General features: G+C 45.9%; 22 protein-coding genes and 1 pseudogene. 15 read left to right on the top strand and 8 right to left on the bottom strand.

All coding sequences use genetic code 11. The annotated features are described in order from the left end of the window. Nucleotides 1-2: 2 nt before the first annotated feature. Both FKV70_RS08840 and FKV70_RS08835 read right to left on the bottom strand, forming a co-directional pair. On the bottom strand, nucleotides 3-1,196 hold the full coding sequence (locus FKV70_RS08840) for an NAD(P)/FAD-dependent oxidoreductase (RefSeq protein WP_142612587.1): 1,194 nt from the start codon (nucleotides 1,194-1,196) through the stop codon (nucleotides 3-5). Nucleotides 1,197-1,233: 37 nt separating this feature from the next. Continuing rightward, entirely contained in the window at nucleotides 1,234-2,469 is a 1,236-nt protein-coding gene (locus FKV70_RS08835) for an FprA family A-type flavoprotein (RefSeq protein ID WP_063207277.1), read from the bottom strand. A 209-nt stretch (nucleotides 2,470-2,678) separates the two neighbouring features. On the opposite strand from FKV70_RS08835, the gene FKV70_RS08830 reads away from it, so the two are divergent. The 8 genes from FKV70_RS08830 to FKV70_RS08800 all read left to right on the top strand — a co-directional run bounded on the left by FKV70_RS08830 (nucleotide 2,679) and on the right by FKV70_RS08800 (nucleotide 13,212). Beyond that, nucleotides 2,679-3,020, top strand: coding sequence for a cupin domain-containing protein (locus FKV70_RS08830; RefSeq protein ID WP_142612586.1), 342 nt, complete (start codon nucleotides 2,679-2,681; stop codon nucleotides 3,018-3,020). A gap of 146 nt (nucleotides 3,021-3,166) precedes the next feature. After that, complete coding sequence (locus FKV70_RS25875) at nucleotides 3,167-3,337, top strand: hypothetical protein (protein ID WP_162305664.1); 171 nt, start codon at nucleotides 3,167-3,169, stop codon at nucleotides 3,335-3,337. 45 nt (nucleotides 3,338-3,382) lie between these two features. Then, nucleotides 3,383-5,014, top strand: a complete 1,632-nt coding sequence (locus FKV70_RS08825; RefSeq protein ID WP_142612585.1) for a response regulator — start codon at nucleotides 3,383-3,385, stop codon at nucleotides 5,012-5,014. Further along, a complete protein-coding gene (locus FKV70_RS08820) occupies nucleotides 5,011-6,789 on the top strand; it encodes a sensor histidine kinase (RefSeq protein WP_142612584.1) in 1,779 nt (592 codons plus the stop codon). Before FKV70_RS08825 ends, FKV70_RS08820 begins: the two co-directional genes overlap by 4 nt. Nucleotides 6,790-6,953: 164 nt before the next feature. Beyond that, nucleotides 6,954-8,621, top strand: coding sequence for an ABC transporter substrate-binding protein (locus FKV70_RS08815; protein WP_142612583.1), 1,668 nt, complete (start codon nucleotides 6,954-6,956; stop codon nucleotides 8,619-8,621). A gap of 14 nt (nucleotides 8,622-8,635) precedes the next feature. Then, nucleotides 8,636-9,616 carry an ABC transporter permease gene (locus FKV70_RS08810; RefSeq protein WP_063207262.1) on the top strand — a complete coding sequence of 327 codons (981 nt, stop codon included), beginning with the start codon at nucleotides 8,636-8,638 and terminating at the stop codon, nucleotides 9,614-9,616. 444 nt (nucleotides 9,617-10,060) lie between these two features. Continuing rightward, on the top strand, nucleotides 10,061-10,984 hold the full coding sequence (locus FKV70_RS08805) for a carbohydrate ABC transporter permease (protein ID WP_142612582.1): 924 nt from the start codon (nucleotides 10,061-10,063) through the stop codon (nucleotides 10,982-10,984). A gap of 104 nt (nucleotides 10,985-11,088) precedes the next feature. After that, on the top strand, nucleotides 11,089-13,212 hold the full coding sequence (locus FKV70_RS08800; RefSeq protein WP_142612581.1) for an endo-1,4-beta-xylanase: 2,124 nt from the start codon (nucleotides 11,089-11,091) through the stop codon (nucleotides 13,210-13,212). A 123-nt stretch (nucleotides 13,213-13,335) separates the two neighbouring features. Here FKV70_RS08800 and hxlB read toward each other — a convergent pair whose 3' ends face one another. Together hxlB and hxlA are read right to left on the bottom strand one after the other, a co-directional pair. Then, nucleotides 13,336-13,893 carry a 6-phospho-3-hexuloisomerase gene (hxlB, locus tag FKV70_RS08795; RefSeq protein WP_142612580.1) on the bottom strand — a complete coding sequence of 186 codons (558 nt, stop codon included), beginning with the start codon at nucleotides 13,891-13,893 and terminating at the stop codon, nucleotides 13,336-13,338. A gap of 5 nt (nucleotides 13,894-13,898) precedes the next feature. Next, entirely contained in the window at nucleotides 13,899-14,534 is a 636-nt protein-coding gene (gene hxlA / locus FKV70_RS08790; protein WP_142612579.1) for a 3-hexulose-6-phosphate synthase, read from the bottom strand. Between the two features lie 444 nt (nucleotides 14,535-14,978). Here hxlA and FKV70_RS08785 point away from each other — a divergent pair, with 444 nt between their 5' ends. Then, a complete protein-coding gene (locus tag FKV70_RS08785; RefSeq protein ID WP_142612578.1) occupies nucleotides 14,979-15,854 on the top strand; it encodes a DNA-binding protein in 876 nt (291 codons plus the stop codon). Between the two features lie 123 nt (nucleotides 15,855-15,977). On the opposite strand, the gene FKV70_RS08780 is transcribed toward FKV70_RS08785, so the two are convergent. After that, nucleotides 15,978-16,814, bottom strand: coding sequence for a methyl-accepting chemotaxis protein (locus FKV70_RS08780; RefSeq protein WP_142612577.1), 837 nt, complete (start codon nucleotides 16,812-16,814; stop codon nucleotides 15,978-15,980). Between the two features lie 200 nt (nucleotides 16,815-17,014). Beyond that, nucleotides 17,015-18,250, bottom strand: a complete 1,236-nt coding sequence (gene pepT / locus FKV70_RS08775) for a peptidase T (protein ID WP_142612576.1) — start codon at nucleotides 18,248-18,250, stop codon at nucleotides 17,015-17,017. A gap of 245 nt (nucleotides 18,251-18,495) precedes the next feature. Between pepT and FKV70_RS08770 the strand changes: the two genes are divergently transcribed. From FKV70_RS08770 to gpmA, 3 genes are all read left to right on the top strand, one after another. Continuing rightward, entirely contained in the window at nucleotides 18,496-18,783 is a 288-nt protein-coding gene (locus tag FKV70_RS08770; RefSeq protein WP_063207238.1) for a hypothetical protein, read from the top strand. Nucleotides 18,784-18,934: 151 nt separating this feature from the next. Next, nucleotides 18,935-19,675, top strand: a complete 741-nt coding sequence (locus FKV70_RS08765) for a Bax inhibitor-1/YccA family protein (protein WP_063207235.1) — start codon at nucleotides 18,935-18,937, stop codon at nucleotides 19,673-19,675. A gap of 159 nt (nucleotides 19,676-19,834) precedes the next feature. Next, entirely contained in the window at nucleotides 19,835-20,584 is a 750-nt protein-coding gene (gene gpmA / locus FKV70_RS08760; protein WP_142612575.1) for a 2,3-diphosphoglycerate-dependent phosphoglycerate mutase, read from the top strand. Between the two features lie 65 nt (nucleotides 20,585-20,649). On the opposite strand, the gene FKV70_RS08755 is transcribed toward gpmA, so the two are convergent. Beyond that, entirely contained in the window at nucleotides 20,650-22,146 is a 1,497-nt protein-coding gene (locus FKV70_RS08755; RefSeq protein ID WP_142612574.1) for an alpha-amylase, read from the bottom strand. Nucleotides 22,147-22,408: 262 nt separating this feature from the next. Between FKV70_RS08755 and FKV70_RS08750 the strand changes: the two genes are divergently transcribed. The 3 genes from FKV70_RS08750 to FKV70_RS08740 all read left to right on the top strand — a co-directional run bounded on the left by FKV70_RS08750 (nucleotide 22,409) and on the right by FKV70_RS08740 (nucleotide 25,359). Next, nucleotides 22,409-23,263, top strand: coding sequence for an HNH endonuclease (locus FKV70_RS08750; RefSeq protein ID WP_142612573.1), 855 nt, complete (start codon nucleotides 22,409-22,411; stop codon nucleotides 23,261-23,263). A 455-nt stretch (nucleotides 23,264-23,718) separates the two neighbouring features. Continuing rightward, entirely contained in the window at nucleotides 23,719-24,150 is a 432-nt protein-coding gene (locus FKV70_RS08745) for a DUF1641 domain-containing protein (protein WP_013373648.1), read from the top strand. Nucleotides 24,151-24,177: 27 nt separating this feature from the next. Then, the gene (locus FKV70_RS08740; protein ID WP_063207223.1) at nucleotides 24,178-25,359 is read left to right on the top strand and encodes an NAD(P)/FAD-dependent oxidoreductase; all 1,182 of its coding nucleotides are present in this window, start codon (nucleotides 24,178-24,180) and stop codon (nucleotides 25,357-25,359) included. Nucleotides 25,360-25,465: 106 nt separating this feature from the next. Here FKV70_RS08740 and FKV70_RS26885 read toward each other — a convergent pair. Next, nucleotides 25,466-25,778: pseudogene (locus FKV70_RS26885) on the bottom strand (LamG-like jellyroll fold domain-containing protein); the annotation flags it as partial. Between the last annotated feature and the right edge of the window lie 294 nt (nucleotides 25,779-26,072).

Genomic DNA, 26,072 nt, shown 5'->3' with positions numbered 1-26,072 from the left:
CTTTAGTTCTCCTTGTCATCTAAAATTTTTGTAAGCTCTGGTGCATCTGGACTGAGTCCTTGGACAATGGCTGCTTTAAATGGAAGTGAAGCAAGAGCATCACCGAAGCCAATCACGCCGCAGATAGAGCCGTTTTGTATGAACATACGTGTATAAGAAACTTGATTTTCACGGGTCAGGCTGGTGTCGCATTCCTGCTCATCTACCAGACCGATGGAAAACAAGGGGCATTCATAGCTGTTGGACAGGGTGACAGAGATGGGACGCTGGTAAGCTGCGGAAACGCCCGCCATATTCGTGCCAGCAATTTTCCCTTGCTCCATAGCACTTTCCCACAATCCATCCACTCTATTGTGGAACTCGGCCACATCACCTGCCGCATAAATATTGGCGTAGCTGGTCTCCATCTGTGCGTTCACCAAAATACCTTGCCCAATATCAAGGCCGGTTTGGCGCGCAAGCTCCGTATTAGGCACAATGCCGATAGAATACACGACATGCTCGCAGGGAATAACAGCGCCGTCTTGTAGCTCAACGCTCTCTACATGCTCCGTGCCTATAATACGCTTTACGCCTTGGCCAAGGCGTACCTGGGTGCCTTGTTCGATGACTCGGCGGGTCAAAATAGCGGAGGCCTTTTCGTCTAGCTGGCGGGGCATAAGCCGTTGCGAAGCTTCCAGAATGGTTACGGCATATCCTGCTTGCTGAAAGGACCAGGCGGTCTCCACGCCTTGAATACCGCCGCCGATGATACATATCCGGTCATCCTTTTGTAGCTTCGCCTTAAGGCTGTCGGCATCTTGTCTAAAACGAATATTGTGAACGTTCCTTAGTGAAGCCCCGTCCAGCACAAGCTTACGGTTGTGGGCTCCTGTACACAGCAGCAGCTTGTCATAAGCAACGATTTGACCGTTAACTGTTTCGATGGTGGAATCGGCTGCATGTATCGCAGTAACCTTGATGCTTGAATAGACATGAATTCGTTGACTGGCAAACCATTTTTCCTTTTTGATCAGGATTTTGTCGCTGTGCAAGTCAGTGAATAGTGCCTTGGAAAGCTTGACTCTGTTATACGGAAGGGAGGATTCTTCCCCGTAGATCGAAATTTCGGCTAGCTCATCATGATCTCTAATCGCTTTTGCCGCGTTGACAGCGGCTACGCCGCCTCCAATAATAACGTAATGTTGGTTATCCATTCGGCATCTCTCCTATTTCTTTCTAAACTTTCTGTGCTCAAATAGCACTAAGCAGCAGATCTGAGACAAATTCAGCGGCATTTGTTATTTTTTTCACTTTTTCATCTTCTGTAGGAGAGAAGCGAATGCGTACCGGGAATTCCACATGGGTCATACCGGTTGATTTAATTACATCTGAAGTGCTTTGGACTTTCATATTAGTACCGTTCAAGTAATCCTGCACGACTTCAATGGCTTCACCACTCCAGCCGTAGGAACCAAAGGCAGCAGCAAGCTTACCTTCCAGATTCATTTTTTGCATTTGTTGCAGCAGATCCTCCAATTTACCTGTCATGTCGGCATATTTGGTCGAGCTACCGACGAAAACAGCATCCGCTGAGGCAATACTATTTAATATTTCGGTTTCATCCGCCTTATCTACATCCCATAGCTCCACTTGGATTTGGTTTTCCAAAAAGCAGTCTTTCAGAATGTTTGCCATTTTTTTAGTATTATTTTTTAAGGTGGCATAAACAATCGCTACTTTCTTATCCTCCTTGCTTTCGTTGCTCATGGATGCATACAAATCAATAAATTTGGCAATATCATGTCGGATCGCGAAACCGTGGGAAGGGGCGATCATTTCAATATCCAAGTCAGATACAGCTTCGATCAATGTACGCACATATCTGCGATGTGGATGAATAATAGCCTGATAGTATCCGATAAAGTCCTCGGTGATATCAAAACCGGCCTCATCGGCAAATAGATGCTCTACAGCCACGTGTGTGCTGAAAATATCGCAAGGGAACAAGATTTTATCTTCCACGCAATACGTAATCATGGTTTCCTCTGTATGGAGGTAAGGCGTTTCCTTGAACAGCAGTGTCTTGCCTCCAATATCCAGTTGATCCCCGTCCTTGATGACGAGGAAGTTCCGATGCTGGAGCTTATACATCTGCTGAATTTCCGGAACGGCAATCTCAGTGCAGACAATGGTGGCGTTTGTTGCCTTGGAAGCAAGTGCTGCTAATCCGCCAGAGTGATCGGGTTCTGTGTGATTGATGATTATATATTCAATATCCAATGGATCGATCAATTCGGCTACAGCTTCGGCAAATTCTCTACCAAACGCCATATCTACGGTATCCACGACGGTTGGTTTTCCAGTTTTTAATAAGTATGCGTTATAGGTTGTACCCTTAGATAATGTAAGACGGTGAAAGGGTACCTCACGATTATCGATTTTCCCTACCCAATAAATATCCTTTGCCAGCTTGAATCCTGGTTTCATAGGAATGACCTCCTGTTGTTTTGGTTTGTCTAATACAATTCGATTCTAGTTGGTTGTGATGATGAAAAAGATGATTGAAATCAAATTTTTGAATATTTCAAAATATTTATGCCTTAAATTTCGTTTTGTGATTGCAATCACAAGAAGGGGGATGGTTCTATTGTTCAATAATAGACACAGTCTGATTTTCAAATAGGAGAGTGAACTCAATGGAAAAAGTAAACCTCGTTCAATTTCAGGAATATAAAGAAGCTGCATTTACAAAACGAATTGTGCATAAGGAAGCCGACAATGTCATTTTTATTCTCAACTTTACTCCTCATGCTGAACTGCCAACACATAATCATCCAGGAGCAAATGTATATTTGCTCGTTCTTGAAGGCACCGGTGTTGTCACTGTGAATGGGGAAGAAACAGAAGTTGTTCAAGGGGATATGATCCATATTACCGGAGATGAGCACTTTTCCTATCGCAGTGGTGGGGAGGTAAACTCTAGCCTACATGTGGTATTGACCAAAACACCAAGTGAAAGTTATGCAAAAAATATATAAAAAATGCAAGTAGAGAAATCTTAGTCTAAACTCTAAACTCCAAACATACAAAAGCCGCTTGGTTTAAATGACCAGGCGGCTTTTGTATTGGAGAATCACACCCCGAAATAGGCTCCACATCCCCGTCTATCAGGATTACTGTGCCTGTGGCAAGCCCGATGCCTGTTCATCTACAAGCTACACCAGGCTACGGCATTCACGCTTTTCAACAACCTTATGATGAAATCCCGTCTGTACAAACGGCTTCCGAAGTGCCACAATACGTTTTAAAGGCCATTTTTCTCCAGCTGGGATATCGTACAAGGCTCGCGAAGTAGTCAACTCAAATAAATTGGTGTTTCATCGAAAGGAGGAGGCAGATTATGAAGCTGCATCGTGCCATTGTGGTGGATGATGAAATATTCACCCGCAAAGGGCTGATTCAACTTGTCGATTGGGAAACCTGTGGCTTTGAAATCGTGGGAGAAGCTGATAACGGTGAGGATGCACTGGAGCTAACCAGTCGTCTTCATCCGGATCTGATCATCACCGATATTCGTATGCCAGTGCTGGATGGATTAGAGCTGATTCGTTCTGTACTCGAACGGAGTACCCAACATCCTGCTTTTATTATCATGAGTGGCTACAGTGATTTTACTTATGCGCAGCAGGCACTTCGCTATGGAGTTCATGACTTTATTCTCAAGCCAGTTGATGATGGGCAGTTTTCGGCTACACTGCGCAAGCTGAGTGAAAGATTGCATCGTGAACAACAGAACGAGCAGCGATATCAGAACCACCGTACAGGCGGGCTGTTAGAGATGATGTTGATGAATCAAGTGGATGATGCAGTGGTGACACATTGGGAGCAGCAGCTGCGGCTTGGAGAAGCCACGTATATATACTATGTACTCGTCGAGCTGAATGATCAGCATCCTTGGCGCTCTGGTGACGATGGTGTCATGCTATCGCTTTTCCAATTCAGGGAGCTTATAGAGCGAGCGCTTCATCGTTTAATGGACGGCAAGTACCCTCTCTATGTCCATGAGCATCGTAATCGGGTTGGACTTATCGTGCCTGACTTCTTTTTAGCGAGTTTTGAAGCCAAGCTAGAAAATTTTATGAAAGCGCTACAGCAAGAGATTGAGGGGATGGAGTCACTAAAAGACCGGATGGGAAGTCGGGTGTTCGTGTATGCGGGAAGTCCTGTGAATCAGTTGCGGGATATCCAGCAGTCCTATGCCAGTGCAAAGGAAGCCGTGCTCCACAAATACATTCATGATCATAGCGGTATTGTTGTCTATTTGCAGGATGAAATGCCGCCCCTTCATTATAAAAACATTCATCAGGACATACTGGATAGCTTGACAGAGCAGGTCGAGGAATTCCAACTAGAAGAGCTGCGTGCGACCGTAGGTCATTTATTTAGCAGCTTTCGGGAAGAGTATTATGCTCCTGAGGCTATGAAAATGAGTCTGCATCAATGCGTTATTAGTATTGTGCGGGTTATTCAAAACATGCAGGGAAATGAGCGTTTACTTCAGTCGCTGGAACCGATGATCAACTGGCAGGATATGAATCTGTCGTTGGGTGAATTGCAGCGATTGTTTACAGCCTTTGCCGAGGAAAGTGGGAAATATATTGGAACTCTGCGCAAGGAATGTCAGCAAGGAGGAATCCAGCACATCCGTGCTTACATTGAGCAGCATGCTGCCGAGAATATAAGTCTGAAAAGCATTGCGGCTCGCTTTTACATGAATCCGGTATACCTCGGTCAATTGTTTAGAAAAACATACGGTGTGTACTTTAACGAATTCCTGCTGAAACTGCGTATTCAGGAGGCGAAACGTCTGCTGCGGCAGACGGATCTGCGTATTTATGAAATTGCGGAGCGCGTGGGCTTCGGCAGTTCAGATTATTTTGTGACTCAGTTTGAAAAGACGGCGCACGTCACGCCAAGTGAATACCGCAATAGCCTGAATGCTGGGCACGATCCAGAGAGGAACGACGAATGAAGAGGCTGATAACTATCCTGGATCATATACGGCTGCGGGATAAAATGCTGCTGCTTTATTTCCTCTGTGTTTTTACACCTATAGTGCTGACTAACCTGATCTTTTACCATGTTACCTCGCAAAATGTGAAGGAACAGCGAATTCAGGATATTACGCGCGCGCTGGAACAAACAAAAATTGAATTTTATCGGGAATTTGAAGATGCGATGGAAATCTCGTCTATCTTTTATACCGATTATCGACTCAATGAGGTGTTGGAAGAAACATATTCCCACCCTGCTGACTATATTGCTGTTTATGACACTTATTTGCGTCGTATCTTAAACAGTACTTACAGCCCTGTGTACCATTCTGTAGGTGGAATTACGATCTACACTGATAATTCAACGCTGCTGAATTCCGGGGGAATTAGCTTTATAGATGAGAGGGTCAAAAGCTTCCCATGGTATACCAAAATCCCGCCTGGACGCCAGTCCAAGCCTATATTTGTCCGTACCGATGACAGTGCCGATGAAAGTACTGACGAGCAGATACATCCCTTCAGCCTGATTCGACGGATGAACTATTTTTATTCCCCAAGTGGTCGTGAAAAAATACTAAAAATAGAGCTGCGAATGTCGTCCATTCGGGAGATTTTCAATAATCTGAATTTACAGGGAAGTCTCTTCCTGCTTAATGAACGGGGAGAAATCGAATACACAAATGATCCCAAGGTTGATATAAACCATAAAAGCGTGGCCTATAGTACCCTCAAGATGAACGAGAACACCATGGAGTTCAAGACCAGCTATGTGCTTACGAATAATCTGAACGGCTGGAGCATTGTGGCCGCAGTATCAAGGGATGAAGTGCTGTATGAAATGCAGGAACCTCGCAATTTTGCGCTCTTGTTAACCTGCGTGAATATGCTGCTGCCCACCTTGATCATTATCTGGATTACACGTTCGCTGAACGTGCGGCTTCGTCGCATTCTGAAACATGTGAAAAAGGTGAAAAATCAACATTTTGAACTTATTCCCGGTACGGAGTCCAGTGATGAAATTGGACAGCTTACAGGTGAATTTAATCGGATGACACTGAGAATCAAACGACTGATTAACGATGTCTATGTGGCCGATATTCAGCGAAAAAATCTGGAGATTCAGCGTAGACATGCCCAGTTGAACGCACTTCACTGCCAGATCAATCCACATTTTCTGTTCAATGCGCTGGAGACGATCCGCATGCGAAGCCTGATAAAGCATGAGGATGAGACAGCTCGCATTATCCATAATATGGCGCGGATTTTTCGCAATTCGCTGGTTTGGAACAAGGATCGGGTTACTTTGCAGGAAGAGCTCGAGTTGATCCGATGTTTTCTGGAAATCCAACAATATCGCTTTGGTGAGCGAATAAAGTATGAGGTACAGGCAAGCTCTGAAGACTTGGACCATCTGATTCCCAAGATGGTCGTGCTGACGCTAGTTGAAAATGCAAGCATCCACGGCATTGAGCCGCTAAAGCATGGGGGACGCATTGAGATCCTTTTCGGGCATGAGGAAGGACAACTTATTCTAACGGTTCGGGATAATGGGGTGGGTATGTCTGCGGAACAGGTGCAGCGTTTATATGATTACATGCAAAGGCAGGAGGAAATGGGTGAGCGTATAGGTCTGCAAAATGTCATCTATCGTCTAAAACTTTACTACGGGAACCGCTTTAAGCTTATCATTCGCAGTGCACCCGGCGAGGGGACGGAGATTCGTATCATGATTCCTGCGGATCGGGACCTATAGTTTCCTAAGCAACACCTTTAGATTGACAGGTGAACAGAACTAACGGCATTTTATAAAATGAAAGTGCTTACAATTTAAGGTGTACGAGAAACCCGCTGCTCAAGGGACGTCCGTACGATATTCACACACCATCGACAAAATAGGCCGAAAGGGGAAGGTCTGACATGACAAGCAAAAGGTTTGGAATCATCAGTCTGGTAATGGTTATGATGGCATCTATGATCACTGCTTGCTCAGGGAGCTCGGGTAAGGAACCTGCGTCGGGAGATAGCAAGGAGAAGGTCACATTCACGTATTTTAATGCCACGGCGGGAAGGGACGTTAATACCAATGAAACGCGGATCGGAAAAATATTGGAAGATCAGACAGGCGTGAACTGGAAGCTGGAGCATTTGGTAGGGGATTCGAATACGAAGATTGGCACGTTTATTGCCAGTAATGATTACCCAGACGTGATTGTACCAGATGGCACGATTGATAAATTGCTGGATGCCGGGGCTTTTATTCCCCTGAATGATTTGATCGATAAATATGGACCCAATATCAAGCGTGTATACGGACCGTACTACAACCTGATGAAAGCGGAGGATGGGAATATCTATTTCCTGCCGTTCAGTGCGGTGGTCGGTAATTATTTGTCTGCTCCTAACATAGAGCAGGGAGCTTTTTGGATACAGCGCAGAGTGTTGAAGGAGGCGGGATATCCAAAAATAAAAACGTTAGATGAGTACTTGGCTCTGATTCGGAACTATGCGAAAAAGCATGCCGACGAGGGATTAACCGGGTACTTGGCGTTAACCACGCAGGATAGGTTTTATGCGCTTACGAATGCGCCGATGCATCTGGCAGGCTATCCCAACGATGGCGGCACGATTATTGATATGAAAACACACCAGGCGACGGATTATGGAGATAAAGAAATCACGAAGCGGTATCTGAAGGAACTGAATCAGCTTAACGCAGAGGGCCTGTTCGATAAATCCTCCTTTGTAGACAATTACGATCAATATTTGGCAAAGCTGACCTCGGGTAAGGTGCTGGGCTTTTTCGATTACCGCTGGCAGGCAGGGCAGGCTCTAAATAACCTGCAGGAGGCTTCCAAGCGTTCCGGTAATGATGATCTGGAATATGTAGGGCTGCCTGTTGTATACGACAGGAATATAAAGGATCAGTATCTTGATCCGTCGTCATTTGTTAATAACCGAGGCATTGGAATTACGGTCAGTGCCAAGGACCCGGTACGTATCATCAAATTTTTCAACAATCTGCTAACCGACGAAAATCAGATATTATCCAACTGGGGGATCAAAGGTGAAACCTATGATGTAGATAAAAAAGGGCGCTTTTATCGGACCAAGGAGCAAATTAAGAAGACAGGTGAGGATGCGTTCCGTGACTCATTTGGATTCAAATATTTTGAATACAGCTGGCCGCGGTACGGTAACGGTTCTTCCTTACCCGACGGCAACTCGGCTAGCCCCGGACGGCAGCCTGAGGTTGCGCGGATGTCATATACCGAAGGTGATAAAAAGCTACTTAAAGCGAACGGTGTAGAGTCTTTCTCGCAGATGTTTTCTGCACCTGACGAGCGTCCATGGTTCCCAGCCTGGAGCATTCAGGTTGCCCAAGGCTCGCCTGCGCAGATCTTCCAGCAAAAGAAAGGAGACCTGCAGCGCAAATATTTTCCGCGCTTGGTGCTGTCTGCACCGGCACAGTTCGATGCCATTTGGATTGAATACACCACCGAGTTTAACAAGCTGGATGTGAAGGCTTTTGAGGAGCTGATCACGAAGGAGGTTGCCAAAAAAATCAAGACGGTCGGGAAAAAATAAAGGAGGAAGCAGCTATGAGCTACACGTCACCGCCACCCGTTACGACCTCCTCGGGCTATTTGCCGTCCTCACGGCGAACCGGCTTTAGGGGATTTATACACAAGCTGAACCAGCAGCGTGCACTCGTATGGATGTCCGTCCCTTTTTTAATCTGGCTGTTTATTTTTAAATATTTACCTCTTTGGGGCTGGACGATTGCCTTCCAGGATTTTAAGCCTGCCCGCAGGCTGCTTGATCAGCAATGGGTTGGATTAAAGCATTTCCGTTTTCTATTTCAGGATGAGCACTTTCTGCGGGTGATGCGCAATACGCTGGCGATGAGCTTTATTAATCTGGTGCTGGGCTTTGTCACCGCTATAACCCTAGCAATTTTGCTGAATGAGCTTCGTCAGATTGTGTTCAAGCGGGTGGTGCAGACGATCAGCTACTTGCCACATTTTATTTCATGGGTAGTTGCGGCCAGCATTATTAGTACGGCGCTATCAGCGGACGGCGGCATTGTCAATGAGGTGCTGATGTGGCTTGGACTCATTAAGGAACCTATTCTCTGGTTGGGTGAGGGAAGCTACTTTTGGGGCATTCTCGGTGCGTCGGAGGTATGGAAAAATGTTGGCTGGAATACCATCATTTATTTGGCCGCGATGACCACGATTGATCCCTCGCAGTATGAAGCGGCCGAGATGGACGGAGCAGGGCGGTTTCAGCGGATTTGGCATGTGACCTTGCCGGGATTAAAGCCGGTATTTATCATCCTGCTTATTATGAACATTGGTAATCTGCTGGAATCAGGCTTTGAACCACAATATTTGCTGGGCAATGGCATGAACGTGGATTACTCGGAAAATTTAGATATTTTCGTACTGAAATATGGTATTCAGATGGGCAATTTCTCACTTTCCATTGCTGCTGGAATGTTCAAAACAGTGGTTAGCTTTATATTGTTGTTTAGTGCCAATCATATTGCGAAGCGGTTAGGGGAGGAGAGGTTGTTCTGAAAAAGGAGTGAGTTTTTCTGGGAGGGGGCGTCGTCGCTTCGCTGTAAAGTCACTTTTTTAAGAACTGAGGGTAGTGGCAGGGAAGAGCTTAAGAAAGGCGCGTGACTCGCGCTTCCTTGTAATAACTGCGTCATGATGGTGGCTCAGCTTCGCTATCGCTTGTTTTTTAGGACTGGACTAGTGGTGGTGATGACGCGTGCTCATGCATTCTACAGGGAAGGTCGGTGGATTTTTAACAGGCCGCTTCGCGGACCTCAACAAGACCTCATCAAACAGCTAAAATATGACTTTCTATATTACTAATAATAATCCACGTAATTCACTCCAATTGTCACTGATATAAACACTCAAAATGACTGTTCCAAGTAACGGCACCAACAAGCTAAGAATAATCAATGGATTTAAGTGCTGGGCTAGACTACTTTTTAGAAAGGAGAGGAAGTCATGGGCAAAGGGAAGACCATACACGGGCGATTTCGGGCGCCCTCGGATCGGATTTTCGATGCGTGTAATGTCGTGTTTATGCTGTGCCTGATGGTGTTCACGCTGTATCCATTTTTAAATACGCTGGCGGTTTCGTTAAATGAAGCGAATGACTCGATTCGGGGTGGGATTTACTTGTGGCCGCGGGAATTCACGTGGAGCAATTATGAATTTGTATTCAAGGAAGCGACGATTTTCCATGCTACGTTGATTTCTGTATTACGTACGGTCGCCGGTACAGTGACCTCGGTGTTTTGCTGCGCAATGGTGGCGTATACGATTAGCCGGCCGGAATATGTGCTGCGCAAATTTGTCTCGATTGCTTTTATTTTGACGATGTATTTTAGCGGTGGCTTGATCCCCAATTTTCTCTTGATTCGTGAGCTTGGGATGCTGGGAACCTTCTGGGTGTACATCGTACCGGGGTTAATCGGGGTGTTTAACGTCATAGTCATTCGCTCCTTTATTGAGGGCTTGCCAGAGGGGATTTTAGAGTCGGCGCGTATTGACGGGGCCGGGGAGTTTGCTACTTTTATGCGTATCGTTCTGCCCCTGTGTGTGCCGGTGCTGGCAACGGTGTCGTTGTTCACGGCGGTCTCGCAATGGAATTCCTGGTTCGATGTATTTTTGTACAATTCGTCGTATGAGCAGTGGAGCACGCTCCAATATGAGCTGATGAAAATTTTGCAAAATTCCAATACGTCTGTTAACGCTCAGGATTATGCCAGCCAGTTTTCAGGGTCAGAAAATCTGGCGAAGGCAGTTACGCCAACCTCTATTCGTGCCACAATGACGATTGTCGCCTCAGTGCCTATTATTTTAGTCTATCCGTTTTTACAAAAATACTTTGTGAAGGGTATGACCCTGGGAGGCGTGAAAGGATAGTAGATATTTTACATTTTTTTTAGGAGCCATTTTTAATCCGCAAGCAACTGGAATCCAAGGGTGCCAAATATGAATTTGAAAATTGGAGTGCAGGAGGGATTGCTTTGCGGTCAGGTTGGTATACGCCTTTTTGTCTGGTGCTGGCTGGAGTGCTGTTGTTATCGCCTATCGGATGGTGGGGGTCGTCTGTAGCGAAGGCAGCTCCGTCTATGGAGCCTTTCCCGTCTTTTTCGGACACGGTGCGATCGGCGGGAATGACCGTTAAAACGTATGGATTTGAGCAAGGAAACAGCGACGGCTGGAAGCCACGGGGAGCTTATACCCAAATTGCATCCGTCACGGAAGCGGCATATGGCGGCACACACAGTCTGAAGGCAACCGCCCGTACGGCGGCCTGGAACGGGGCAGAACTGGATGTGAAGCCGCTGCTACTGCCAGATTTGGAATATGAAATTAGCGGATATGTGAAACTGGATGGCAATGCCGCGATTCCAAGCGTGCTTAAGTTCACGATAGAGCAGCAGCAAACAGGCGGGACTACAACATGGAAGACCGTAGCTCAGGCGGAGACAGCAGGCACATCGTGGATCAAACTCCGGGGGAGATATACTTTTACCGGGGAGATGAATGCATTGAAGCTGTATGTGGAGAACTCGAATCCCGCTCAGGCCTACTATGTGGATGAGGTGGAAATTAGGCAGGTATCAGTAACACGGACGAATCCTACAAGTGGGATCGTATCTGGGTTTGAAGATGGTACAGCCCAAGGATGGGTATCCCGCTTGGGAGCCGAGACCGTGCAGGTCTCGAATGCTGATGCACGGACCGGCTCGTACAGTCTGCTGACAACGGGCAGACAAAAGGCATATGCCGGCCCCAAGCTGGACGTGACGACCACGATGCAAAAGGGCAGCCGATATACGGTCAGTGCCTGGGTGAAGCTGGTGTCGGGAGAGCAGCCTGCCAAGGTGAGGCTCAGCGTACAGCGTGATCATCAAGGACAAAGTGCATATGAAACGGTTGTAGGTGATACGACGATCGCGACAGGAGGATGGATCCATTTGTCTGGTACGTATACATTCGCACATGATGCAGATGCCGTTTCTATGTACCTGGAATCGCCAGAAGGAACGTCTTCCTTTTATATGGATGATTTCGAATTGTCCCTGGTGCCGCCGCTGGCGATTGAAAAGGACATTCCCTCTTTGCACGGATTATATCAGGGACAGTTTAGCATCGGCACAGCGATTGAGGCTTTTCAGACTGAGGGAGCTTACGGAGAACTGGTACAGAAGCATTTTAACAGCGTCGTAGCAGGGAATGCGATGAAGCCTGCCTCCTTGCAACCATCCGAGGGGCAGTTCCATTGGGAGGAAGCAGACCAAATTGTGCAATTTGCCAGACAACATGGTCTGGAAATTCGTTTCCATACCTTGGTGTGGCATAACCAGACCGGGGATTGGATGTTTAAGGACAAAAATGGACAGCCGATGACACCAACTGCTGAGAATAAAAAGCTTTTGCTGGACCGCCTGGAGACGCATATTCGTGCTGTTGCCGCTCGGTATAAAAAAGTCATTACCGATTGGGATGTGGTGAATGAGGTCATTGATCCTGACCAGCCGGATGGGATGCGCCGCAGCAAGTGGTACCAGATTACAGGTACCGAATATATTGAAAAAGCGTTCCGTGTCACAAGGGAAGTGGCGGGTCCGAATGCGCGGTTGTTCATCAACGATTACAATACCCATGAACCGAAGAAGCGGGATTTTCTGTACAATCTGGTGCGTGACCTGCTGGCCAAAGGCGTCCCGATTGACGGCGTAGGTCACCAAACACATATCCGCCTGGAGTTTCCTGCTATTGCCGAAATCGAGCAATCCATCGAAAAGTTTGCTTCACTTGGGCTGGATAATCAGATTACGGAACTGGATATGGGCCTCTACTCCAATGATACGGATCGCTACGAAACGATCCCTGAAGCCATGCTGATTCGTCAGGCTTATCGTTATCAAGCACTATTTGATATGTTTACAAGACAGCAGGAGCATATCAGCAATGTGACGATTTGGGGAACGGATGATGGCAATACATGGCTCAGTACGTTCCCGATTGCCCGGCTGGATAAGCCGCTGCTGTTCGATGAACGGTTAAAGGCCAAATATGCATATTGGGCGCTGGTTGACCCATCCAAAGTGCCGCCGCTGCCGGCAGAGAGTAACGAATAAAGGATGTGAGACAGAGAAGTACAAAGCTAAGCTTTTACCTCATTTAACACAAAAACAGGCTGTACATACATGCTCGGACACGTATGTACAGCCTGTCTTTGTATCGTAAAGATAAAAGCAGTTTTATTCCAAGTTAGCGTGTTGACTAAACATGGATTCGGAGGTCAGCTTGCGCAGCTTCATCGTTCTGAGCACCAATGCATCACCATACAGCAGCAGGGTTTGCTCAAATAGCGAGCCCATAGGCTGAATCGTCTGGTAATCCTTGTTGGATGGGTCTTTAGGTGCACCGGGCAGCTTGACGATGATATCAGCCAGTTTGCCGATGCTGGACTCGGGCGAAGTGGTAAGCAGCGCCAGTGAGGCCCCGAGCTTCTTTGCTTTGTCTGCCATGGAGACCAGACTTTTGGTTTCACCAGAGCCTGAACCGATCATCAACAGATCGCCCTCAGTCAAACCAGGGGTTACGGTTTCCCCAACTACGTAAGCTCGAATTCCCATATGCATGAGCCGCATGGCCAGCGAGCGCATCATGAACCCTGATCGCCCCGCCCCTGCTACGAATACCTTATTCGCAGCAGCGATGGAGTGGATCAGCTGTTCTGATTCGTTATCGCTAATTAGCTGCGGAACGAATTGCAGTTCCTTGATAACCTCGGATAAATATTGAGAGGTTTCCATGGGGATTAACCTTGTTTGATGAGCTGTTGCATTTGCGAAGCTACAGCCTTTTTGTCGTCTTCGCCAGTAATCCCGCCGCCTACGATAACCAGATCCGGTTGAGCTTGTACTACTTTGGACAATGTGCTCAGCTTGATACCGCCAGCTACGGCTGTTTTGGAGTTTTTTACGACTTTTTTGACGGTTTGCAATGCTTCGAATGGACTTTGTCCTTCCGCTTGCAGATCGTAGCCAGTATGCACACAGATGTAGTCAACACCTAAAGCATCGATTTCTTTCGCACGTTGCTCCAGATTTTTAACACCGATCATGTCCACCAGGATTTTTTTGCCGCCTTGTTTTTTAGCTTCTTCTACTGCACCTTTAATCGTTGCATCTTCAGCTACAGCCAAAATCGTAACGATATCTGCACCAGCCTCGGAAGCTTTCAGCACTTCATAGCCCCCTGCGTCCATAACCTTCAGGTCAGCCAGCACCTTTAGATTGGGAAATGCCTCTTTCATTGCTTTTACAGCATGAAGTCCTTCATTGATGACAATCGGCGTACCGATTTCTACGATATCAATATACGATTCCACTTCTTTTACCAATGCAATCCCTTGCGGGATATCTACTAAGTCTAAAGCCAATTGAAGTTCCATGTTATTAACTTCACTCCTTAAGTGAATTGTATTTGGATGAACAGGTACATGCTTTTGTTGGGCTGTACTCTATAACTTTGCTTTCGTGCACAGGTTTGATTGTAAGGCCCAGGTATTCGGTTGAAAAGTACGCACTAATTCGTAACGTAGTTACCCTGACGATACTATAGATCATAAAAACCGCTCATAAGAGAGCCAACATTTTGTCCTCTTTAACATTATTCCGATAATAAAATGCATCTATTCGTGACCAGTAAGTGTACACATCCATGTCAGGTTGCAAAAGAATGAATGTACAGATAATTGAATTGACTTCAAGTTAGGTTTTGACTATATTTGCAATATACTGGTATGTAAAAAGGGAAGCTAACAGCATAACTACCCTGAAGAATAGCCACTAGGCTAGGGGTGACCGTAATTTTCAGGATAGGGAGGCGGAGTCTAGTGGAAGAGGTCCTGAATCATAGGGGAGCTATTTATTTGTTGTCGGACAACCACGAACTTGATAAAGCTTGTGAGTTGTTTAGAATCAGCTACACACATAATGATTGGGATGAAGCAAACAAGGTTGCGGATTATATGCATTCGTTGGCTGAAAGCCTGTATCACACCCAACTGAGAAATGCTGCGGACGGCAAGTACGAAACATTGGACACCAAACACCCGCTGGTATTTTATTATGCTTACAGCTATCTGGCGAAATCGATTTATTATCAGAATATAGGCCAGTATGAGAAAGCCAGAGATTATATTATGAAGTATAGCGAAATGGGCTGGTTTATGGGGCTGGATCAAAGCGGTCACGAAGAAGTAGAAAGATTCCGTTTTCTCGCCAAGGCCAATTTATATTCGATTGATTTACTTTTGGGGAAGAGGGAGCTTTTATCGGAATATGTTCAGTTTCTTCACGACAATGACGAGGAGCTATTACCAGGAATGGTGGGTATTGCCGAAGCCGCTAACTTGAATAATTGGGATATTGACGACCTGCTGAACGAGTTTGCCGATGATATTGAGATATTTGAAGGTTATGAAGATAGAGCAAACCGAGTATATTATTTAAAACTGGTCAGCCAATTAGCTATTTACCATCTAAAAAAGAAGCAGCACATCGTTGCTTTGAATTATATTCTTGTTTCTCTGAAGTTCTCTGTTGGTGTAGAAACGGATGCTGATTTCAGGACACTGGTTGCACTGTTCGAGACTTTTCGAGATGAGGCAACACCGTCACAGCAAGAGCAATATCAAACCATTTTATTAAGGGCGCTTCATCATGAAAAAGGCATTAACCTCGATAACTATGGTCTGAGCGTTTCTTAGTGTTGTTTGAGTTTCGGGTTTCGATCGTCTGACCCAGTAGGGATTTTGTAAATAAGGGGAGCACACTTTTACGCAATTTGCGGATCAGTGGGCTCCCCTTTCTCATGCTAATACATCATTTATTTATTTTACAATATAGGAAGTCAGGTTATCGGCTAGATACTGCATCGTTTCGCTCGTCTTTTGCATACGCTCCATGACCTCGGTAAAAGTGCTTACCAGAGTCGCCTGCTCTTGAGAGGAAGCAACAATTTGCTCTATTTCCTGCTCCATTTGACGAATGGAGTTCTGTACATCCTTTAGAGCTCCCTCAATATCGACCGTCGCTTTTTTGGACTCTACAGATAGCTTGCGTACTTCTTGAGCAACGACACCGAAGCCGGCTCCTGCTTCTCCGACACGTGCGGCTTCAATCGCGGCATTGAGTCCAAGCAGGTTGGTTTGATCGGAAATTTCCTTGATGAATACAGCAACCTGATTGATTTTACCCGAGTTTTGTACGGCAAATTGGGTGTTCTTCAAAATGTGTTCACTGGTAGCTTGTAACTCCTGCGAATGCGCTGTTACTTGCTGCACCATCTCAATGAGCTGCTCGGTAACGGAGCGGTTTTCAGATACGATTTGATCCAGTTGATTTTTATTGGTCAAATTATAGGAGGCGGCAAAAGCCGCAATGACTTCTCCTTTATCGTCAAACACAGGAATACTGATCATATCAAGAGGATATCCCAGTACTTCAGCCGGAATGTGAGTCAAGCTGGCCTCATGTCCATTTTTAAGCATGGTGAAATTTTTGTAGCCCTCAAGCAGCTCTGAGCCTGTTTCAAAGCCAAGGTCCATACCCTCCGATTGGCTATAAGCCAGAACGTGAGTGCGGTCGAAGAGGGCAAGGGTAACCTTCTCCCGCATAATCTGTTGTATATAGGGGATGGCAGCAATTAATGCATCTATTGTATTCAAGTGGAGGACCTACCTTTCTTTACTAAGTATATTTTTTATAGTCCTATATTATTGTCGGTCTAAAGACGGATAAAAGTTACAAAGGTATCGAATGTTTCAAGAAAAATGGACATTTCAGAAAAAAAGGCATATCGTTTCACATCGAAACGATATGCCTTCGTATTTAATCTGAACGTGTCAGTGCTGTGTGTATAAGCGGTTTACTTGCCGCGCTGCTCGAACAATTGTGCAATCTCTACAATCACCTTGGTAGCAAGCACCATGTTGTCCACTGACACATACTCGTACTTACCGTGGTAGTTCTCCCCACCTGTAAAAATATTCGGTGTAGGCAGTCCCATATAGGACAGCTGTGAACCGTCTGTACCTCCACGAATGGGCTTAACAATGGGCTCAATATTCAGCTTCGTCATTGCTTCATGAGCGATATCGACGATATGCTTGACAGGCTCGATTTTCTCTTTCATGTTGTAGTACTGGTCTCTCAGCTCCAGCGTAATCCGGTTTTCTCCATAGGCAGCCTGGAGCTCTTTTACGATATTCGTCAAATAAGCTTTCCGGTTCTCAAAGCTCTTACGATCAAAATCACGGATGATATAGTGCAGTTTGGCTTGTTCTGCTGTGCCTGTAAACTCCGACAGATGATAGAATCCATCATACCCGTCTGTATATTCCGGCGCTTCATTCGCAGGTAATCTGCTGTGCAGCTCCATAGCGATTTTGGCCGCGTGGATCATTTTGTTTTTTGCCGTACCGGGGTGCACGTTCACACCGTGAATGGTAACATGAGCAGCTGAGGCATTGAAGCTCTCATATTCCAGCTCTCCAAGTGGTCCACCGTCTACTGTATAAGCATATTCAGCGCCAAAAGCGGCTACATCAAAGCGTTCTGGTCCTCTTCCAATCTCTTCGTCTGGTGTAAAAGCAACGCGAATTTTGCCATGTTTAATTTCTGGATGATCTATCAGATAGTGGATCGCTGTCATGATTTCTGCGATGCCAGCTTTATTGTCTGCACCAAGTAGGGTGGTACCATCTGTTGTGATCAGGGTATGGCCTTTATATTGAGTCAATTCGGGAAACTCACGTGGGGAAAGGACTACACCAAGCGAGGCATTCAGTGTGATATCGCCCCCGTCATAGTTTTCCGTCAACTGTGGTTTCACTCCTGCTCCAGTGAGCTCGGTAGCCGTATCGAGGTGGGCCAGAAAACCAATGACGGGAACCTCCTTATCCGTATTGGAGGGGAGAGTTGCCATCACATAACCATGTTCATCAATGGTTACGTCTGTCATGCCGATGGCTTTTAGTTCGTCTACCAGAAGGTTGCCCAATGTGAGCTGGCCGGGTGTAGTGGGGCAAGTGTGACTGCTCTCGTCGGATTGGGTATCTACCTGAACATAGGTAGTCAGGCGGTCAATCAGTTCCTGTTTCATGTGGTTATCCTCCTTGGACCTTTTCTATTATGGTATGTATTTTATCATGATTAGACTTAAAATATGATATACCATCTGAGACTTCCATGATCTAAAAAGGAGTATTCCGTAGATTCCTTTTAACATATATAGGATACTTTAATCTACGAATCTTTTAAATTGTGCCTTATTACTGAGTCACTTAACGTTACGTTCATAGATTTGAAGCATAGAATACACTATCAAAAGCAAGGGAGGTGAGTTCTATGGCAATCCTTTTACCTTCGCAAATTTACAATCTTGCTGCTGGTGTAGGTGAATCTTTTTTTGAAAACCTGAGAGGCGGTAATAATGCTACAATTACCGTGAATAATTTCGGTGCCAATCCGGTGAATCTTGTGGTTACCCGTGTTAACGCTCCTGTGATCACTTATACTATTCCGGCGGGCAATAGTCTTACGTTAGAAGTTGCCTTGCTGCTGGTAGCCGCTCTCCAAGCTACTCCAGCTGGAGCAGTAACAGGTACCATCCAAATTGCTACTGCTGATTTTTAATCTGTAACGACTTGACCCTCTAACTCTAGCTTTGCCGAAAGGCAAGGTTAGGGTTTTTTTTATTGTTTGGAAATTTTCTGAAACTTTTTTCAGGTTGTACCGATATATACATATGGCATCGTAAATAACACATCGAAAAGGAGTACCCTGTATGAGCTTTAGCAACCCGGTTTTACGTGATGACATCTTTTTGCGTGAAGATGAAAGAGAAGCTAGCGAACAACGTATGACTATCGGAGGAACGGTGAACAAAACGTTGCTTCTGCTAGTCCTGCTCATCGTCTCTGCCAGTATTACCTGGTATATGACCTATCAAGGAACCATAGAGGTGCTATCGTTGATGACGGCAGGCCTTTTTGGGATGGCAGGCATAGCACTTGCGATATCCTTTTTTCCAAAAACGGCTCCATTACTTGCACCTGTATATGCGATTCTGAGTGGCTTTGCTTTAGGTGGCGTTTCTGCTTTTATGGAATATGAGTACCCTGGAATTGTAGTTAATGCCATTTTGCTGACTGTGGGTATCTTGTTCTTGATGCTCTTTATGTATACACAACGAATCATCAAGGTGACACGTGGCTTTATCTCATTTGTTGTCCTATGTACGATGGCGATTTTTCTGGTGACGTTGGTTGACTTTATTTTGAATTTTTTCGGTATGAATGTTCCGTATATCCATGAAACGGGCTGGGTGGGTATTGGCATTAGTTTATTTGTCGTCATCATAGCCGCTTTGAATCTGCTCGTAGATTTTAATTACATTGAGGAACAAGCTGATCAAGGCGCACCCAAATATATGGAATGGTATGGCTCTTTTGCATTACTGGTAACTTTAGTGTGGCTATATGTACGAATATTGGATTTGTTAGCCAAATTTAGCGAGAGAGACTAAGGTCTGCAATGACTTCATATAATTAAGTAGGGCGAGAACAGAAGGACGGCTGAATGTCGTCCTTTTTTGTATAAAAGAAGCGGTTTAAAAAATGCATTTTACGTTAAATACATAGAAGTTGGGTAAACATAGAGGATAGACAGGGGAGGAGTGAAATAAATGTATCAAGTGGTGCTGGTGAGGCATGGAGAAAGTGTGTATAACCAACAAAACCTGTTTACAGGCTGGACGGATGTCGATCTGACTGAAAAGGGAACTCATGAAGCCATCGAGGCAGGACGTATCCTCAAGGAGGCTGGGTATACGTTTGATTTGGCATTTGCTTCTGTGCTAAAACGTTCAATCCGCACGTTGTATCATATCTTGGATGAGTTGGATCATCTGTGGATACCTGTGCAGAAGTCATGGAAGCTGAATGAACGCCACTACGGTGCTCTTCAGGGACTTAGCAAGCTGGATTCGGCCGTCCAATATGGCGAGGAACAGGTTCATATTTGGCGGCGTAGCCTGACCGTGCGACCTCCTATGTTGGACGCGCAGGATGAACGGAGTCCACATCGGGAAGAGCGCTATCGCCATATCAAGCCGGAGGAGCTGCCGCTCGGGGAGAGTCTGGAAGATACTGTGCATCGGGTCGGTGAGTTTTGGAAGCAACGGATTGTGCCGTTGATTCTTAAAAAGGACCGGGTTATTATTTCTGCACACGGTAATACCTTAAGGGCCTTGATCAAGTATATGGAAAATCTGGATGAGACTTCGCTGCTGGATTTGAACATTCCCACAGGCATTCCACTGGTGTATGAGCTGGATGATCATATCGATCCTATCCGGCGCTTCTATCTTGGTGATCCGAGTCATGTAGAGGCAAAGAAACAGGCGGTGGCCAACCAAAGCAAGGTGACGGAATGACTTCCCATACAACAAAGAGGACAGGACGCTTGCTTGCATCCTGTCCTCTTTGTTGTTGATACACATTAAGTGTTCGCAGCAGTATCCTCTGCATCCAGGCTGTCTTCCTCAGTAGGAAGTGCCCATACCGATACACTGCCGGCACGAACGGGAAATATGCCGTAGCCATCCTGTTCGATTTGTACGGTATGATCGTGATGTCCGGTCAAATCGATCCATTTCTCCCCGGCACGTTTTTTACCCACAAACATTCGCTTTTCCCCGTCACCTGCGTTGGTAATCACCACGGCACATCCGGAGCCGTGCAGTTCAGGGACACCCTGACGAACCCATCCAATCGTATGGGGATCATCAAAATAATCTTTTTGCTCACCATAGGCTTTGTGGTACCGCGCATATAGGAGTGGGTCTAGCTCAGCCTGCTTGCCTTTCACAGGCGTTTGTCCCCGGATACCGTAGTAATCCCCGTAGAATACGCAAGGATAACCATCTTTGCGCAGTAGGATGAGTGCATAGGCACTGGGCTTGAACCAGTCCTCCACCCAAGATTCGAGCGCTTCGTGCGGCTGGGAATCATGATTATCGACAAAAGTAACCGAGTTCAGGGGATGGGTATGAACCAGCGTATCCTCGAAAATGGTGCTTAAATCGAAATCCTTACCACCCAAGGAAGCGCTATGTAGTTTGTAGTGGAGGGATACGTCGAACAGGTCAATTTTATAATCAATGGTATCCAGAAACTTTTGACACGACTCCAGATCCGGTTTCCAAAACTCGCCTACCATATAGAAATCCTGCCCACGCTTTTTAATCATTTCTGTGGCAAACTCCCGTACAAATTCATGATTGATATGCTTGATGGCATCCAGACGGAATCCATTGCATTGCAGGGTGTCCACCAGCCATTTGCCCCAGCGAATCATTTCCTTGCGCACATCCTGATGATTATAGTCAATATTGGCGAACATTAAATAATCATAATTGCCGAATTCATCATCTACATGATCGCTCCAGTTTTTATTTTTGCCTAAAATGCGATAGATTCCTGTCCGGTCCTGACTTGCATCGTAATCCGTTCCGTTAAAATGTTCGAAATTCCATTGAAATGTGGAATACTGACCTTGTCGGCCGGGAAATGTAAATTTAGTCCAGCCTTCGATATCAAAGGGCTCAGAAATGACCTCGTTGCGGTTATCCGGGTTGACCTCGACAACCTTGAATACCTCGGTCTCATCCGCACCAGCCTTATGGTTCATGACCAGATCGACGTAGACGGCAACACCGTGGCGAACACAGGCCGCTACAGCTTCCAGCAGGTCTTCCTTGGTGCCGTATTTGGTGCGTACTGCACCTTTTTGGTCAAATTCGCCCAGATCATAAAGGTCATAGACGCCGTAACCCGTATCCTCGGGCGATTGGCCTTTGGTGACAGGTGGAATCCATATCGCGTCAATTCCTTTGGCCTTCAGTTCCGGTGCCAGGCGAGCGAGCTTTTTCCAGTGAGAACCGTCAGCTTCGACATTCCACTCGAAAAATTGCATCATCGTATGGTTCCTTTTCATATGCGTCCCTCCTTCATATATAACAAGTTACCCACCAAGTGAGGGGGGCTAAACGTCTGATGGCTAATATGATGTGGATGCAGGACATGGATCGTTGTATAACGTATGCTAAATCATTAAAATTTGTTATACCTGGAGTGACCAGACCGACTCAATACCTAGAAAAGAAAACGTGAAAACGTTAAAATAAGTGTAACTTAGCAATAGATCGGATTTCAGGCAAACCATGAAACTTGAACAAGAGAGGGAAGGAGAGATAGACGTGAAAAATCCACAGCAGAATAAGGATGAAGCAAAAGAACCGCTGATGAAAAAATGTACGTATTGTCAGGAGATAAAGCCATTAACGGATTTTCAGCGTAGAACCGGTCGCCGGGCGGGTCCTTATTCCCGGCGTGGTCCTTGCCGTTCCTGCCGGGGGTTAGCCCCGCAAGAACGAGCGGTTACGTCCGCTCCTTCCCAAGAGGGCACGAAGCCCCCGGTTGCTCCCGCGGGACGGCGTAGCCTTGAAGCAGATACATCTGCGCATCCTTTGGAGGCGTCCGGGCTGGCTTCTATGGAGTCTGAGCGGCCTCGCAGAAAGCCCATCACGGACAAAGCACGCGAGCGCCATCGGCAGCGAGTCCGTCACTTGCTTAGCAGACTGAAGCCTGCGGATACCCATGCATTGCGACTTAATCGCAACGGCCTGATTCGGCTAAGGGGCAAAACGGACCAAGGGAGACGCTGGTATCAGGAGATCGAGCTTGATCTGGCGATGACTTTGGTCAGAGAACGCATGGCGGTGATTGTAAATCCGTACACGGTCCGCAGGCTTTATAGCAACAAGGAATTCCGCCAATATGTGCTTAAACGTGACCGCTATACCTGCTTTTTTTGCGGAGGCTATGGCGACACAATTGATCATTTACTTCCTCGGGCTAAAGGTGGGCATACCACGCCGGTAAATTGTGTATGTGCCTGCAACGAGTGCAATCAAGTTAAAGCTGCCCGTGATGTAGAGGAATTCATCGAGTCTGGCGTACCGCTACCGAATTCTAATGATTTCGAGCCTCCCGCTGCTCCCGAGAACCCCGAGGCTTCTGAGGACACCTTGCACACCAAGACCGATTCTTAGGAAATCGACCAAACTCACTCTCTCTATTATCCATTTCTAGTACAAAATACCCTCTTTATTAAGGTAAACTTAGACAAAAATCGTGCTTATTCTAATTTTTATCTAAAATAACAATAAAAAAATTGCAGAAATTTGTGCAAATTTAAAATTTCTTCGACGATTGGGTTGTGAAAGGTGTAATATAGAGGTATAGGGTTCCGTTTCGTCCTGTTGTAGTCACGAGGGAGCGCTTCGTGAGATATTCCGCAGCAGTAACAACAACAGAATAACGTCCAGGCAATATACAATTGGCATCTGCGATCACCAGTCTTGCCCTTTAGGGTATAGGCCAGTTTAAGCTGTGCTTCTTGCATGTTTAAGGGCGAATTCATTAACGTTTTATTGCTAGAGTTTATGATACAGGTTACGAGAAAGGAATGGACTTCTATTTTCACAGTAAAGGAGGACGTTCACGCATGTCTGAAAACCAACAAGAGGTGGCCGTAACACAAGAAGCTACCAAAGAGTCTCGGGATGTATTGGACCAATTGATGAAACCGGAGGTTCAGCAATCGCTGACCGTACTGGTAGAGAATCTGCCAAAGTTGACTGAAATGGTTACTTTTATGACCGATGCTTATGATGTAGCACGCAGTCTGGCAACTGACCCTGTCTTTATCGGAGATATGAAAAACTCCATGGGTGAGTTTGTGAAGCCTGTTACAGATTCAGCTAAAGGATTGGCTTCTGCTGCAATTGAAGCAAATGACCGTGTACAAACTACGGATGGCAGTGTAGGTCTGTTTGGCCTGCTCAAAATGCTTAAAGATCCTAATGTACAAAAAACGCTGCGTTTCAGCCAGGCTTTCCTGGATATTCTGAATGAGCGCCAACGCGAAAGCAAATAATTACCTGATCGAGAACGGAGGATGGACATGTCGAAGCAAATTTTGATCTTGGGCGGCGGATACGGCGGCTTGCTGGCCGCTCTTACAGCACGCCAGCATATGGACGCTAGCCAAGCAACCATTACAGTGGTAAACCGCTTTGCGTCGCACCAAATTATTACGGAACTGCACCGTTTGGCTGCAGGTACGATTGCCGAAAAAGCTGTGGCGCTTCCTTTGGAAAAACTGCTGCGTAACAAGGATATTATCCTGAAAGTGGATACGGTTTCCGAAATCAAACCGGACGATAAGAAAGTAACCCTGGCCAGTGGTGCTACATTGAGCTATGACGCTCTCGTTATTTCCCTGGGCAGTGAAACGGCATATTTCGGTATTCCGGGGCTGCAAGAGCATAGCTTCACACTGAAATCAGTGGCAGAAGCCAATCGCATCCGTGCACATGTGGAAGCTCGTCTGGATGCTTACAAGCAATCCGGTAACAAAGCGGATGCTACCATCGTTATCGGTGGCGGCGGTCTGACAGGCGTTGAGCTGGTGGGCGAATATGCCGACAAACTGCCTGCAGTGTGCCGTGAAAAGGGCATCAACTACGAAGATATCAGCTTGTATTGCGTAGAAGCTGGACCATCTATTTTGGCAGGCTTCCCTCAACCACTGGTTGATCGTGCAGTAACAAGCCTTGAGAAACGTGGCGTTCAAATCGTAGCGGGTGTTCCGATTACAGAAATGAAAGCTGACGAAGTTCTCCTGAAAGACGGACGTTCAATCAAAACGAACACACTGATCTGGACGGGCGGCGTACAAGGTAACGCACTGGTTGGCGCATCCGGTATCGAAGTAAACCGCGGTCGCGCAACGGTGAATGGCGCATTGCAATCGACTTCTCACGAAGATATCTTCCTCGCTGGCGACAGCGCAGTAGTGTTCCCAAGTGAAGGCGAGCGTCCATACCCTCCAACTGCACAGTTGGCTTGGCAAATGGGCGAAACCGTGGGTTACAACCTTTTTGCTTACTTTAATGGAGCGAAAATGGAACAATTCACACCAGTATTCTCCGGTACACTGGGCAGCTTGGGAAGAACAGACGCGATCGGTACTGTAGGCGCGAATGGCACCCAACTGAAAGGCGCTGTAGCTACTTTGATGAAAGAAGGCAGTAACATCCGTTACTTGTCCCACATCAAAGGACTTTTTGCTTTGGCCTATTAATATTCATTACATTTTATATGAATTATTGAAAGAGAGCGCTGTTTAGCGCTCTCTTTTCTCATTCTTTGACACTAGCGATGTTTACGCATTCATAGATAATCTTAAATGATAAATCTCTGTAAAGAGTATTCCCAGGCGTCTTGTAACCGTTTGTATAAGAGGACCAATGTGTGAGATCTTTGGACTTTGCTGCGGTGATATGCGACCCAAATACATAATAAGTGTCACAGTCTTTGACAATCGAAGGATCATGAACCGATACATTAGAGAAGGTGGGCACATCCTGCTTATTGTTCTGTTTCGGCACCGCTGCCGCGGCATCCATTGTGCCTGATGGTACGCCTTGCGATTGCTAATAATAAAGTGAATGCTAGTGCAATGCTCGACCTGACTCTACGCTTAACAAAACTTCTCATCATATACATTTTCCCCTTTCTAATTGGAATACAGTGATATATTCTGCTTTCAGCATTAAATAATTTTATATTTATAAATATCATTAATGTATTTATGAATTAAATGATTGTATGGAAGGTGTAATATTCTATAATTAGGTAGGGATTATAAATTTTGGTTGACTATATGTCTTGTTGGAGGTACGTTAGTTATAAACAAAACAGTTGTATCTTTGAGCTGTTTATGAACAAAGGAGGATATTATGAAAATCAGGTTGTTCGTATGCCTTATGGTTTTATTTAGTATTGCTACTGTAC

Source organism: Paenibacillus ottowii (genome assembly GCF_006874425.1).
Taxonomy (GTDB): Bacteria; Bacillota; Bacilli; order Paenibacillales; family Paenibacillaceae; genus Paenibacillus; species Paenibacillus ottowii.
This window is presented reverse-complemented; position numbering and strand designations above follow the sequence as displayed.

What these genes read in the sequence shown, in the direction of transcription:
- FKV70_RS08840 (WP_142612587.1), bottom strand. Translation starts at nt 1,196, where the DNA reads ATGGATAACCAACATTACGTTATTATTGGAGGCGGCGTAGCCGCTGTC.
- FKV70_RS08835 (WP_063207277.1), bottom strand. Translation starts at nt 2,469, where the DNA reads ATGAAACCAGGATTCAAGCTGGCAAAGGATATTTATTGGGTAGGGAAA.
- FKV70_RS08830 (WP_142612586.1), top strand. Translation starts at nt 2,679, where the DNA reads ATGGAAAAAGTAAACCTCGTTCAATTTCAGGAATATAAAGAAGCTGCA.
- FKV70_RS08825 (WP_142612585.1), top strand. Translation starts at nt 3,383, where the DNA reads ATGAAGCTGCATCGTGCCATTGTGGTGGATGATGAAATATTCACCCGC.
- FKV70_RS08820 (WP_142612584.1), top strand. Translation starts at nt 5,011, where the DNA reads ATGAAGAGGCTGATAACTATCCTGGATCATATACGGCTGCGGGATAAA.
- FKV70_RS08815 (WP_142612583.1), top strand. Translation starts at nt 6,954, where the DNA reads ATGACAAGCAAAAGGTTTGGAATCATCAGTCTGGTAATGGTTATGATG.
- FKV70_RS08810 (WP_063207262.1), top strand. Translation starts at nt 8,636, where the DNA reads ATGAGCTACACGTCACCGCCACCCGTTACGACCTCCTCGGGCTATTTG.
- FKV70_RS08805 (WP_142612582.1), top strand. Translation starts at nt 10,061, where the DNA reads ATGGGCAAAGGGAAGACCATACACGGGCGATTTCGGGCGCCCTCGGAT.
- hxlB (WP_142612580.1), bottom strand. Translation starts at nt 13,893, where the DNA reads ATGGAAACCTCTCAATATTTATCCGAGGTTATCAAGGAACTGCAATTC.
- hxlA (WP_142612579.1), bottom strand. Translation starts at nt 14,534, where the DNA reads ATGGAACTTCAATTGGCTTTAGACTTAGTAGATATCCCGCAAGGGATT.
- pepT (WP_142612576.1), bottom strand. Translation starts at nt 18,250, where the DNA reads ATGAAACAGGAACTGATTGACCGCCTGACTACCTATGTTCAGGTAGAT.
- FKV70_RS08770 (WP_063207238.1), top strand. Translation starts at nt 18,496, where the DNA reads ATGGCAATCCTTTTACCTTCGCAAATTTACAATCTTGCTGCTGGTGTA.
- FKV70_RS08765 (WP_063207235.1), top strand. Translation starts at nt 18,935, where the DNA reads ATGAGCTTTAGCAACCCGGTTTTACGTGATGACATCTTTTTGCGTGAA.
- gpmA (WP_142612575.1), top strand. Translation starts at nt 19,835, where the DNA reads ATGTATCAAGTGGTGCTGGTGAGGCATGGAGAAAGTGTGTATAACCAA.
- FKV70_RS08755 (WP_142612574.1), bottom strand. Translation starts at nt 22,146, where the DNA reads ATGAAAAGGAACCATACGATGATGCAATTTTTCGAGTGGAATGTCGAA.
- FKV70_RS08745 (WP_013373648.1), top strand. Translation starts at nt 23,719, where the DNA reads ATGTCTGAAAACCAACAAGAGGTGGCCGTAACACAAGAAGCTACCAAA.
- FKV70_RS08740 (WP_063207223.1), top strand. Translation starts at nt 24,178, where the DNA reads ATGTCGAAGCAAATTTTGATCTTGGGCGGCGGATACGGCGGCTTGCTG.